Genomic DNA, 11,544 nt, shown 5'->3' with positions numbered 1-11,544 from the left:
TCCGGGACGGGTCCGGGCGGCGTGCGGGGCCGGCGGCGGGGGCCGTCAGGCCTCGGTCCGGGCGGGCTCGCCCTCGGTGACGGTGATCGCCCGGCCCGGGCAGAGATCGGCGGCGAGTCTGACATCGTCGAACTGCTCGGGCAGCACGGCGGTCTGACGGAGCCTCACCAGACTGTCGCGCTCGTCCTGGTCGAAGACCGCGGGGGCGTTCAGCACGCACATCCCGGAGCTGCAGCAACGGTCCCGGTCGACGCTCACCTGCATGTCGGGCACCTCTCGCCAGGGCGCCGCCGGCTGCCCGGCGGCCGCCTCTCGTTGTCACGGTCAACCTAGCCGCCGCTGGTCCGTCCACGGAGGGGTGCGGCGGGCGGATCGTCAAGAATGGCCGATTCGGCTCCTGTGTGAACGCCCTTGCCGCGCAATGCGTTTCAACCGTCGGAACGCCGTCGGAACGCCGTCGGAACGCCGTCGGACGGGTCGGCAGGCGGGTCGGCGGACGGGCGGCGCGGGCGGTCTCACCAGCGCGGGCGGCCTCACAGGCCTTCGGCGGCGGCCAACTCCCTTACGGAGGCCACGGTGTCGGCCTCGGCGGCACACTTGTCCGGCCGGTACCGCACCACCCGGGCGAACCGCAGGGCCAGTCCGGCGGGGTAACGGGGGCTGCGCTGGAGGCCGTCGAAGGCGATCTCGACGACCAGTTCCGGCCGCACCCGCACCGTCCGGGCGTCCCGGTCGACCTCCCGGGCGAGCAGCTCGGCGGTCTGCCAGGCGAGCGTGGCGTCGGTCAGCCCCTTGAAGGTCTTCCCGAGCATCACCCACGGGCCGAGGCCCGGCTCGCCCGCCGCCCGCGCCCCCAGGTGCAGATTGCTCAGGAACCCCTGCCGCCGGCCGCTGCCCCACTCCGCCGCCAGCACCACCAGGTCCAGGGTGTGCCGGGGCTTCACCTTGATCCAGCCCGCCCCGCGCCGCCCGGCCGCGTACCCGGCCGCCGGGTCCTTCACCAGCACCCCCTCGTGGCCGAGCGCCAGCGCCCCGCGGAAGAACGCCAGCGCCTCCGCCCGGTCCCCGGTCTCGATCCTGGCCACCCGCAGACCCTCCGGCACGGACCCGGCCAGTGCCGCCCAACGCTCCCGGCCCGGCCGGTCCACCAGGTCCTCGCCGTCCCGGTGCAGCAGGTCGAAGAACCGTACGCTGAGCGGGACTTCGGCCCGCAGCCGGTCCGGATCCCGCCGGGTGGCGGTGCGCGCCGCGGTCTCCTGGAACGGACGCGGCCGCCCGTCCGCACCCAGCGCGATCGCCTCGCCGTCCAGCACCGCCGAGCGCAACGGCAACGCCAGTGCCGCCTCCGCCACCTCGGGGACGCGCGCCGTGATGTCCTCCAGGCTGCGGGTGAACACCGCGACCTCCCCGCCGTCCCGGTGCACCTGCACCCGGATCCCGTCCAGCTTCCACTCCAGCGCCGCCGCACCCGTGCGCTCCAGCGCCGACGCCACGTCCGGCGCGGCCGCCGCCAGCATCGGCCGCACCGGCCGCCCCACCTCCAGGCGGAACTCCGCCAGGGCCTCCGCGCCACCGCCCAGCGCGGCCCGCGCCACCGCCCGCGCCGACCCCCGGAACATCAACGCCCGCCGCACCGCCGCCACCGGCACCCCGGCCGCCTGCGCCACCGCGTCCCCGACCAGCGCGTCCAGGGCCCCCTGCCGCAGGTCCCCGACCAGCACCGCCCGCAGGAACCCCTGCTCCACCTCCGTCGCCCGCCCGAACAGACCTGCGAGCAGCCGCCGCCGCTCGGCCTGCGACCCCGCCCCGTGCACCCCGGCGATCCGCTCCAGCTCCCGCTCCACCTCCCGCACCCCCAGCGAGGCCGCCACCGCCGGCGCCGGCAACTCCCGCAGGGCCGCCCACCCCACCCCCGTCCGCAGCCGTTGCGCCTCACCCGACAGCAGCACCACCGCCGCCGCCCCCTCCTCGGCCCCCAGCTCCCGCAGACACCCCGCCAGCAGGCCCACCTTCGCCCGCCGCCCGGGCTCCGCCGCCACCTCCCGCGACACCTCCGCCAACCGCCGCAACCCCATCCGCCGCCACCTCCACCCCCAGCATCCGCGCGGCCCCCCGACCCCGCACCCCGGCAACCCGGGCACGTAGCCTTTCCCGTCCAGCAGTTGGACGGTGAGGGGAGCGGCCGTGTCGATCGAGTTCGTGCGCCGGGCGGACGGCCTGGTCTACCGCTACCGCAGGGACGGCGAGTTCAACGGCCGGCCGTCCTTCCGGCGCCTGGACCTCGACGTGTGGTGCCGGTGGCTGCCCGAGCGGGGCTGGTGCACCGTGGGCGCCGACGGCACCGCCAACGGCTGGCCGCTGTCCGGCCGTACCGGAGAAGGCCCGTTCCCGCCGCTCGGCCCCTGGCGCAGCTGGAAGGCCGGCAGGTCCTACCTCTACGACCTGCGCCGCACCGACGAGTTCGAGGAGCGCCTGACCACCGGACCGTTCGAGGACGGAAAACCCGAGGCGGGCCGCCGCGCCCCGCGACCATAATGGCCGCGCCCGCCGCCGTCCCGTTCCGAGGGGCGGCCTGGAGGCCGGGCAGGGGACGGGAGACAACCTTGACAAGGCGCGCCGCACGCACGGTACCGGTGGCTCTGGGGCTGCTCGCCCTCGGGGTGGGCTGCACGGCCGACCCGGGCGTACGGCCCACCGGGTCCGCCTCCGCGGCCCGGGCGCCGCATTCCGTGCCGCCGGAGGCCGCGACCGCCTGGCGCCCGCTCGCGCCGCTCTCCCGTGAGCAGCTGAGGGCGACGCTGGTGCCCGTCTCCGAGTTGTCGGCGGGCACCACCACCGAGGAGGAGGCGCCGGTGTCCGACACCACGGCGGAGACGATCGCCAGGGCGGCCAAGCGGAGTCCGGGCTGTGCACCGGTCCTCGACGCGATGATCGAGCAGTCGGTCGGCGCCGCCCGGCTCACGTACGTCACCGGCGACAACACCCGCAGCAACCGGACGCTGGTCGAGGTGGCCGCCGTCCCCGGCGGTCGGGCCCGGGAACGCTTCGAGGCGCTGCGGGACGCCGTCCACGGGGGCAGCTGCACGAGCCTCCGGCTGAGCGACCGGTTCGGCGCCGAGCCGCTGGAGGTCGAGCCGGTGGCCTCGCAGGCCTCGGAGGTGCCGGTCGTCGGCTTCCGGCTCCTGTCGTCCACCGGGGCGGCGACCACCCGGGGCGGATCCACCTGGCTCTATCTGTACGCGGCGGTCGGTGACAACCGCGCGGTGTTCTGCAAGATCGACGACACCGCACTCGCCCCCACCCTGCCCACCGACCTGGTGACCGCACAGATCCATCGGCTCGTCACTGCCGGGGCGTCGCCGGAGCCGACGCCCACCGCCGTTACTCCTTGACAGGGTGCGTAATACTGTAACGCGCGCGGTCCGAGGCGCCGTCGGAGCGGGCCGCGCGGCGTCCCGTCCCCGCAGCTCGGAGCACCGCATGCACCCCTTCCTCGACCACCCGGGGCCGCTGGCCTTCGCGCACCGGGGCGGTGAGCTCGGGCACCCGGAGAACTCGCTCGCCGCGTTCGAGGCCGCCGTGGCGCTCGGCTACCGCTACCTGGAGACGGACGTGCACGCCACCGCGGACGGCGTGCTGGTGGCCTTCCACGACTCCCGGCTCGACCGGGTGACCGACCGCGCCGGGGCGGTCGCCGAGCTGCCCTGGGAGACCGTCCGGCGCGCCCGGATCGGGGGCACCGAGCCGGTACCGCTGCTGGAGGACCTGCTCGGGGCGTTCCCCGGCGCCCGGTTCAACGTGGACGTGAAGGCGGCGCCCGCCGTGCGGCCGCTGGTCGAGGCGATCCGCCGGACGAACGCCTGGGACCGGGTCTGCGTCGGCGGCTTCTCCGACCGCCGGATCGCCGCCGCGCGCGCCGCCGCCGGCCCCCGGCTGGCGACCTCGCTCGGCCCGCGCGAGGTGGCCCGGCTACGGCTGCGCTCGCTGACGGGCCCGCTGGCGCGGGGCGGGGCGCCGTTCGCCGGGGTGTGCGCCCAGGTGCCGGAGCGGCACCGCGGGGTCAGGGTGGTCGACCGGGCCTTCGTCCGGGCCGCCCACCGCCTCGGCCTGCAGGTCCACGTGTGGACTGTGGACGATGCCACACGGATCCGGTCTCTCCTCGACCTGGGTGTGGATGGCATCATGGCGGATCGCATCGACGTCCTGAAGGGCGTCCTCGGCGAGCGCGGCTGCTGGACGGACGGCAGCACCGGCTCCAGCACAGTGAAATAGGAGCCCATGAGCACCACGGACCACCTGCCGGACGACGTCTCGTCGCCTCCGGCGGCCGCCGACGACGGCCGCGCCCTGCGCCGGATGCAGTTCGGCTGGTACATCAACGACTGGGCCAACGCCGCCTTCTCGGCCACCGTCCTGACGGTCTTCCTGGGGCCGTACCTGACCGAGGTGGCGAAGAACGCCGCCGACGCGTCCGGCGACGTGCACCCGCTCGGCCTGGCGATCCGTGCAGGATCGTTCTTCCCTTACACGGTCTCCTTCTCCGTGCTGATCTCGGTCGCGGCGATGCTGCTGACCGGCACGGTCGCCGACCGCACCGGGCGGCACAAGGAGCTGATGTGCGGCTTCGCCTACGTGGGCGCGCTGGCCACCATGGGGATGTTCTTCCTCGGCGGCGACCGCTACCTGCTGGGCGGCGCGCTGCTGGTGGTCGCCAACATCTCGTACGCGGTGTCCGTGGCGCTCTCCTACGCCTACCTCCCGGGCCTGGCCGCCCCCGACGAGCGCGACGCCGTCTCCTCCAAGGGCTGGGCGTACGGCTACGCGGGCGGCGGACTGCTGCTGATCGCCAACCTGGCGCTGTTCCAGGGCCACGAGGCGCTCGGCCTCTCCTCCGGCACCGCCGTGCGGATCTGCCTGGCCTCGGCCGGCCTGTGGTGGGCGCTGTTCACCATCGTCCCGATGCTGCGGCTGCCCTCCCGGGCCGGCGTCGTCCGGGCGCGCGCCGAGGCCGCGCCGGACCAGCCGGCCGCCGGCAGCCTGCGCGAACTCGGGCGCACCCTCAAGAGCATGCGCAAGCACCCGCTGACGCTGCTCTACCTGGCGGCCTTCCTCTGCTACAACGACGGCATCCAGACCGTCGTCTCGCAGGCCTCGCTGTACGGCAGCGAGGAACTCGGCATGGAGCAGGGCACCCTGGTCATCGCGGTGCTGATCGTCCAGATCGTGGCGATCGGCGGGGCCCTGCTGCTCGGCCGGATCGCCCAGCGCCACGGCGCCAAGAAGACCATCCTGGGCTCGCTGGTCGGCTGGGTGGTCACGCTGGCCCTCGGCTACTTCATGCCGGCCCATCAGCCGGCCTGGTTCTACGTCCTGGCCTGCATGATCGGCCTGGTGCTCGGCGGCAGCCAGGCGCTCTCCCGCTCGCTGTTCTCGCACCTGATCCCGGCGGGCCGGGAGGCCGAGTACTTCAGCCTCTACAAGGTCAGCGACCGTGGCACCAGCTGGATGGGCCCGCTGGTCTTCGGCCTCGCCTACCAGGTCACCGGCAGCTACCGCTCGGCGATCATCTCGCTGCTGATCTTCTTCGTGATCGGGTTCGCCGTCCTGGCGAAGGTCCCGGTCCGCCGCGCCATCGAAGCGGTCGGCAACCCCGTCCCCGAGCGTCTCTGACCCTCACTCCGACGGCTCACCCCGAACGGCTCACCCCGAACGGCTCACCCCGAACGGCTCGCTCCCGGCGGCCGGGCTCCGGCCCGGCCGCCGTCGCGTTCCCCGGGTGGAGCCGCAGAGCGGCCGGCTGGGAAGCGCCGGAGTGGAGTGCGGGAGCGGGTGGTGTTGGCCGGGGTGGAGATCGGCGGGCGGGGCGCGGGACGGCATGCTGGTCCGAGCCGTTCGACCAGCGAGGAGACCGAGTTGAGCACCGCCGCCGCGAACCGTTGGAGCATCAGTGCGCCGGAGCAGGGGGACTACCCGCGCTGGCGCGAACTCTTCCGCGGGTACTGCGAGTTCTACCGGGTGCCGATGCCGGAGGAGAAGGCCGAGCTGGTGTGGTCCTGGCTCAACGACCCGGAGCACGAGGTGGAGGGTCTGCTGGTCCGGGACGGCGCGGGGACGCCGGTCGGCTTCGCGCACTTCCGGCCGTTCGCCCGGCCGCTGCACGGCACGGTGGCCGGGTTCCTGGACGACCTGTTCGTCGCGCCCGAGGTGCGCGGCGGCGGGGCGGTGGACGAACTGCTGGCCCGGCTGCGGGAGATCGCCGCCGAGCGCGGCTGGAGCACCGTGCGCTGGATCACCGCGGACGACAACCACCGGGCGCGCAGCAAGTACGACCAGGTCGCCACCCGGACGATGTTCGTCACGTACGACATGGCCCCGGAGGCCCCGGCCGGCTGAGCCCGCCGGCGGACCGGTACGGCCGACCGGTACGGCAGACCGGTACGGCAGACCGGAGCGGCCGACCGGATCACCTGACCAAGTCGCCGGAACATTCGTACGGAGTTTCTGTTATCGGCGTTCCGCCGGGGGGTCTCCCAGGTGTCGGCACCCGACCAGCCGACCTGGACAGAAAGCAGTGGCCACGTGAACAGCGACGACAGGACGACCATCATCCCGGCGAGCGGCGGCGGCAACGACGGCGCCGGCGGGAGCGGCGGCCACGGCCGCCCGGGTGGCCGGGCCGCGCGGCGAGCCGCCCAGCGGCACACCGGGCACGGGCGCCGGGGGCGCCGGCGTGGCGGGTTCGTGCCGGTGAGCGCGGTCGTCGCCGCCGTGGCCGGGACCGGCCTGATAGCCGCGCTGGCCGGGGCGGGCTACGCGGCGTACGGCGGCAAGCAGAGCGACCGGGACCTCGCCGGGCAGGCCGCCGCGGCGGACTCGCTGGTCGCCGCCGAGCTGGGGACGCACGAGGGCATCCAGGTGCCGGGCGCCGGGGGAGCGGGCCTCGCGGGCGCGGTGCCGCCCTCGGGCAGTCCGACGGCGACGGGCCCGTCGGCCACCCCGAGCCCGACGGCCACCGCGACGGACTCCGCCTCCCCGACGGCCCGGCCCACCGCGACGCCGACCCCGACGGCCACCGCCACCACCACCGCCAAGCCGAGCCCGACGCCCACCCGCCCGAGCGCCAACCCCGCCGCGGGCACCGCCCAGCGGGCCGCTGCGGCTCCGGCAGGCGGTGGATCGTCCCCGGCGTTCGCGCAGCAGGTCGTCGACCTGGTCAACACCGAGCGGGCCAAGGCCGGGTGCGGCCCGGTCACCGCCGAGCCCCGGCTGGCCAGCGCGGCCCAGTCGCACAGCGACGACATGGCCAACCGCAACTACTTCGACCACGCCAGCCCGGAGGGCTACCACGCCGACCACCGGATCGAGGCGGTCGGCTACCGCTGGAGCACCTGGGGCGAGAACATCGCCCGGGGGCAGAGCGACCCGGCGGCCGTGATGGAGTCCTGGATGAACAGCCCCGGCCACCGCGCCAACATCCTGAACTGCGACTTCAAGCAGCTCGGGGTGGGGGTGCGGACCGGCGCCAACGGCCCGTGGTGGACCCAGGTGTTCGCCGCTCCGGCCTGACCGGGCCCGCCCCGGCTCCGCCCCTCGTCATCGCCGTCCGCCCCTGACCCCGCCGCCGCTCACTCCCGGTGGCCGGTACCGCCGGCCACCGGGCAGTCCGATTTTCCGATTCCGTGCACATTGTTGTTATCTGATCACTCCCCACAGGTCTCCGAGGAGGCAGCGGCGGACGGAAACACGGCAAGACGGAGTGCGGACCATGAACGCTGATGTGCAGAACAGGACCGGGACGACCCTGGTACGCGCGGCGCAGGCGGGTGACCGGCAGGCCCAGGAGGCCCTGGTCGCCACCTGGCTGCCGCTCGTCTACAACGTGGCCGGCCGCGCCCTGCGCGGCCACGCCGACGTGGACGACGTGGCCCAGGAGACCATGATCCGGGCCCTGGACGGCCTGGACGGGCTCCGCGACCCGGAGTCCTTCCGCTCCTGGCTGGTCGCCATCACCATGAACCAGGTCCGCCGCCGCCACGCCGCCGGGCAGCAGCAGCCCACCGTCGGCGGCCTGGACGAGACCTGGGAAGTCCCCGACCCCCGGGCCGACTTCACCGACCTCACCATCCTGCGCCTGGGCCTGTCCGGCCAGCGCCGCGAGGTGGCGGAGGCCACCCGCTGGCTGGATCCGGACGACCGTGAACTGCTCGCCCTGTGGTGGCTGGAGGCGGCCGGCGACCTCACCCGCGCCGAACTCGCGGCGGCCCTCGACCTGACCGTGCCGCACGCCGCCGTGCGGGTCCAGCGGATGAAGAAGCAGCTGGAGGCCGGGCGGGTCGTGGTCCGCGCCCTCGGCGCCTACCCGCGCTGCCCCGAACTCGCCGAGGTCACCGCCGGGTTCGACGGCACCCCGAACTCGGTCTGGCGCAAGCGGATCGCCCGGCACATCCGCGGCTGCGCCGGCTGCGACGGCCTGGGCCGCGACCTCTTCCCGGCCGAGGGCCTGCTGGCCGGCCTCGCGCTGGTCCCGATCCCGTCCGCCTCGCCCACGCTGCTGCACTTCCAGCACACGGCCGCGACCGCCGCGGCGGGCGCCCACACGGCGGCGGCCGGTGCGGGATCGGGCGCGGGCGGTACGGCTGCCGGTGCGGCCACCGGCGGTGGCGCGCACGGTGGTTGGGCCGGCACCGCCGCCCGCAAGGCCGCGCTGGCGGGCGGTACGGCCGCGGCGGTGGCCGTCACCACCCTGGCCCTGGTCTGGTCGAACCCCACCGAGCCGCCGCGGGCGGCGGTGCCCGAACCCACCACCCCGGCCGCCGCGATGGACACCCCGGCGGCCCTGCCGGCGGCTGTCCCGGACACCCCGACCGCCACCCCCACGCCTACGCCGACCCCCACCGGGACCCCGACCGCGACGCCCTCGCCGACCGCCATCCGGTCGACCCCGGCCGCGCCCCAGCCCAACCCGGAACGGCAGCTGGTGGACCTGGTCAACGCCGAACGCGCCAAGGCGGGTTGCGCCCCGCTGCGGATCGATCCCCGACTGCACGCCTCGGCCCAGAAGCACTCCGACGACATGGCCGCCCGCGGCTTCTTCGACCACGTGAACCCGGACGGTGTCCGCGCGGACGCCCGGATCACCGCGGCGGGCTACCGCTGGTCCCAGTGGGGCGAGAACCTCGACCGGGGCCCGACCACGGCGGCGAGCGTCTTCGCCCGCTGGATGGACGGCGGGATCCACCAGTCCAACATGCTCGACTGCGGCTTCAAGGACATCGGTGTCGGCGTCGCCGCCAGCCCCGCCGGCACCCTGTGGACCCAGGACCTGGGCGCCCCGATGTCCTGACCGGCCCTCGCCCGCCCCCCGCCCGGCCCGGAGCTGCTCCGCCCGGGCCGGGCCGGGCGAGCGTTTCCGGCCAATCTCTGACGTGTGCATGCCGCTCGTCTGGAACCCCTCTTGGAGCGTTCCAATTCTTGCTACCGTCGCACCGTTCCACCACCCCGGCGCCCGCACATCCGCCGTGCGGGGCCCTACGGACCTGCCGACAGGACTGGTGTGAAGTGACAGAACCGCGTGACCGACAGCTGGACCGTTCGTCGACCACTGCCCTCCGGGGCCGACTGGCCGCGCTGGCCGGGGCGCTCGCGCTGCTGGTGGCCTTCCTGGTCGGAGCGGGTGCCGCACCCGCCTCCGCCGCACCCTCCGGGGCCTCCGCCTCCGCCTCCGCCGCGCCCGCCGCCACCAACGCCGCTGCGGCCGGGCCCGGTTGGATCTGCCGGGGCGCGCCCGTGACCCCCGGCTACGTCCTCACCATGCACTCCAACAACGGCTGCAACGGTGCCGGCATGTGGTACCAGCAGCCCGTGCGGGACGGCATCTGGACCTGCGCCACCTCGCCGATCCCGGCCGGCTACGTGCTCTCCGGGCACAACCCCACCGGCTGCGACGGCTACGACTCCTGGTACATGCGCCTGCCCGTGGACGGCCTGTGGACCTGCGGCACCTCGCCCGTCCCGCCCGGCTACGTACTGACCGCCCACGCCCCCAACGGCAACGGCTGCACCAACATCGACGCCTGGTTCATGCAGCTCGCCAGGGACGGCATCTGGACCTGCGCGGGCTCGCCGATCCCGCCCGGCTACGTCAACATCGGCCACCAGGTGCCCGGTTGCGGCGGCATCGGCTCCTGGCTGCAGGTGGTGGCCCGAGCCGGACAGGTGGTCTGCCCGTACCAGCCCGTTCCGGCCGGCTTCCGCCTCGGTGCCTACGTCAACACCGGCTGCAGCGGCATGGGCGGCTGGTACCTCCTCCGCGCCTGAGCCGACCCGGGCCCGGGGAGGGGAGCCGCGCGACGGCCGCACCCACCCCTCCCCGGGCCCGCCCCGAGAGTCCGGAGAGGGCCCGGGGAGGGCGCTCGGACTTAGGCGGGCGTGACCGGCACCAGGCCGTCCGCCGAGCCGGTCACGTAACCGGTGGCCTGGCCGACCACGCCGCCCGCGTCCCCGACCGGCCCCGGCACCGCGTCCGGGGCACTGGCCAGCGGACCGGGCAGGCCCTCCTGGCCGCCGATCTCGCTGGCGTGCGCACTCGGAGCGGTCAGGGAGGCCACCACGCCGACGGCGAGCGAGGCGACGGCGAGCATGCTGCGCTTCTTCATGGCCGGTCCAACGAAACCGCGCCGCAAGGGTTACGGGCAGCCCCGGAGCATCGCGGCCCCGAACGGTGCGCGGGGTGCGAGGTCGGTACGACCGGGATGCCGCGCACGGTGACCGAACGGATACTGACCGCAGTGTTCCGTGTTCCGTCACGGCGCGGTATCGACGAAGGAGGACGTCATGGCCGGTAAGGCCAGCATCGTATTCGCCCACGGGCTCTGGGCCGACGGCTCGTGCTTCAACAAGCTGATCCCCACACTCCAGGCCGAGGGCCACGAGGTCTACAGCTCGCAGCACGGGCTCGACTCGCTGGAGGGCGACGTCGCGTGCGTCACCCGGGCCATCGAGCACGTGCCGGGCCCGGTGGTGCTGGTCGGCCACTCCTACGGCGGGACGCTGATCACCAAGGCCGGTGTCCACGACCGGGTGGGCGCCCTGGTCTACATCGCCGCGCTCGCCCCGGACGAGGACGAGACCTCGGTGGGCCAACAGGAGAAGTTCCCCCCGACACCGGTCTTCCAGCACGTCGGCGTCGTCGACGGCCGCCTCTGGCTGCAGGAGGCCGGTGTGGCCGACTTCTGCGGCGACCTGCCGGTCGCCGAGCAGAAGCTCGTCCTGGCGACGGGCGCCGTGCCGGTCGCCGACCTGTTCGCCCAGCAGGTCCCCGGCACCGCCTGGCGCACCAAGCCGAGCTGGTACATCGTCGCGAACAACGACCGCACCGTGAACCCGGACCTGGAACGGGCCGCCGCCGAGCGGATGGGCGCGAAGACCTTCGACATCGACAGCAGCCACGTCCCCATGCTGTCGCACCCCGACTTCGTCCTCGACGTCATCCGGGACGCCGCCAAGACCCTGGAGTAGGGCCCGGGCGCACCGTCCGGCGAGAAC

Annotated in this window: 12 protein-coding genes; 9 read left to right on the top strand and 3 right to left on the bottom strand. The window is 74.7% G+C overall.

Features of this window, described 5'->3' with window-relative positions:
• Positions 1-45: 45 nt before the first annotated feature.
• Together ACIQWA_RS01670 and ACIQWA_RS01665 are read right to left on the bottom strand one after the other, a co-directional pair.
• Positions 46-264, bottom strand: a complete 219-nt coding sequence (locus ACIQWA_RS01670; protein WP_402476758.1) for a ferredoxin — start codon at positions 262-264, stop codon at positions 46-48.
• A gap of 269 nt (positions 265-533) precedes the next feature.
• A complete protein-coding gene (locus ACIQWA_RS01665) occupies positions 534-2,075 on the bottom strand; it encodes an ATP-dependent DNA ligase (RefSeq protein ID WP_402476755.1) in 1,542 nt (513 codons plus the stop codon).
• A gap of 109 nt (positions 2,076-2,184) precedes the next feature.
• Between ACIQWA_RS01665 and ACIQWA_RS01660 the strand changes: the two genes are divergently transcribed.
• The 8 genes from ACIQWA_RS01660 to ACIQWA_RS01625 all read left to right on the top strand — a co-directional run bounded on the left by ACIQWA_RS01660 (position 2,185) and on the right by ACIQWA_RS01625 (position 10,317).
• On the top strand, positions 2,185-2,535 hold the full coding sequence (locus tag ACIQWA_RS01660; protein ID WP_402476753.1) for a hypothetical protein: 351 nt from the start codon (positions 2,185-2,187) through the stop codon (positions 2,533-2,535).
• A gap of 98 nt (positions 2,536-2,633) precedes the next feature.
• A complete protein-coding gene (locus ACIQWA_RS01655; protein WP_402476751.1) occupies positions 2,634-3,392 on the top strand; it encodes a hypothetical protein in 759 nt (252 codons plus the stop codon).
• 88 nt (positions 3,393-3,480) lie between these two features.
• Positions 3,481-4,272, top strand: coding sequence for a glycerophosphodiester phosphodiesterase (locus tag ACIQWA_RS01650; protein WP_402476748.1), 792 nt, complete (start codon positions 3,481-3,483; stop codon positions 4,270-4,272).
• 6 nt (positions 4,273-4,278) lie between these two features.
• Complete coding sequence (locus ACIQWA_RS01645) at positions 4,279-5,670, top strand: MFS transporter (RefSeq protein WP_402476745.1); 1,392 nt, start codon at positions 4,279-4,281, stop codon at positions 5,668-5,670.
• Positions 5,671-5,913: 243 nt separating this feature from the next.
• On the top strand, positions 5,914-6,393 hold the full coding sequence (locus ACIQWA_RS01640) for a GNAT family N-acetyltransferase (protein ID WP_360230786.1): 480 nt from the start codon (positions 5,914-5,916) through the stop codon (positions 6,391-6,393).
• 186 nt (positions 6,394-6,579) lie between these two features.
• Entirely contained in the window at positions 6,580-7,566 is a 987-nt protein-coding gene (locus tag ACIQWA_RS01635) for a CAP domain-containing protein (RefSeq protein ID WP_402476742.1), read from the top strand.
• Positions 7,567-7,765: 199 nt separating this feature from the next.
• Positions 7,766-9,343: a sigma-70 family RNA polymerase sigma factor gene (locus ACIQWA_RS01630; protein WP_402476740.1), complete on the top strand. Its 1,578-nt coding sequence runs from the start codon at positions 7,766-7,768 to the stop codon at positions 9,341-9,343.
• A gap of 215 nt (positions 9,344-9,558) precedes the next feature.
• Complete coding sequence (locus ACIQWA_RS01625) at positions 9,559-10,317, top strand: hypothetical protein (RefSeq protein ID WP_402476738.1); 759 nt, start codon at positions 9,559-9,561, stop codon at positions 10,315-10,317.
• A 101-nt stretch (positions 10,318-10,418) separates the two neighbouring features.
• Here ACIQWA_RS01625 and ACIQWA_RS01620 read toward each other — a convergent pair whose 3' ends face one another.
• Positions 10,419-10,655, bottom strand: a complete 237-nt coding sequence (locus ACIQWA_RS01620; RefSeq protein WP_402476735.1) for a hypothetical protein — start codon at positions 10,653-10,655, stop codon at positions 10,419-10,421.
• A gap of 178 nt (positions 10,656-10,833) precedes the next feature.
• On the opposite strand from ACIQWA_RS01620, the gene ACIQWA_RS01615 reads away from it, so the two are divergent.
• A complete protein-coding gene (locus tag ACIQWA_RS01615; protein WP_402476732.1) occupies positions 10,834-11,517 on the top strand; it encodes an alpha/beta fold hydrolase in 684 nt (227 codons plus the stop codon).
• Positions 11,518-11,544: the final 27 nt, after the last annotated feature.

Origin of the sequence: Kitasatospora sp. NPDC098652 (genome assembly GCF_044760155.1) — a bacterium.
Lineage (GTDB): Bacteria > Actinomycetota > Actinomycetes > Streptomycetales > Streptomycetaceae > Kitasatospora.
The sequence above is the reverse complement of the archived record's forward strand: the minus strand, read 5'-3'. Positions and strand labels throughout refer to the sequence as shown.

What these genes read in the sequence shown, in the direction of transcription:
- ACIQWA_RS01670 (WP_402476758.1), bottom strand. Translation starts at nt 264, where the DNA reads ATGCAGGTGAGCGTCGACCGGGACCGTTGCTGCAGCTCCGGGATGTGC.
- ACIQWA_RS01665 (WP_402476755.1), bottom strand. Translation starts at nt 2,075, where the DNA reads ATGGGGTTGCGGCGGTTGGCGGAGGTGTCGCGGGAGGTGGCGGCGGAG.
- ACIQWA_RS01650 (WP_402476748.1), top strand. Translation starts at nt 3,481, where the DNA reads ATGCACCCCTTCCTCGACCACCCGGGGCCGCTGGCCTTCGCGCACCGG.
- ACIQWA_RS01645 (WP_402476745.1), top strand. Translation starts at nt 4,279, where the DNA reads ATGAGCACCACGGACCACCTGCCGGACGACGTCTCGTCGCCTCCGGCG.
- ACIQWA_RS01630 (WP_402476740.1), top strand. Translation starts at nt 7,766, where the DNA reads ATGAACGCTGATGTGCAGAACAGGACCGGGACGACCCTGGTACGCGCG.
- ACIQWA_RS01620 (WP_402476735.1), bottom strand. Translation starts at nt 10,655, where the DNA reads ATGAAGAAGCGCAGCATGCTCGCCGTCGCCTCGCTCGCCGTCGGCGTG.
- ACIQWA_RS01615 (WP_402476732.1), top strand. Translation starts at nt 10,834, where the DNA reads ATGGCCGGTAAGGCCAGCATCGTATTCGCCCACGGGCTCTGGGCCGAC.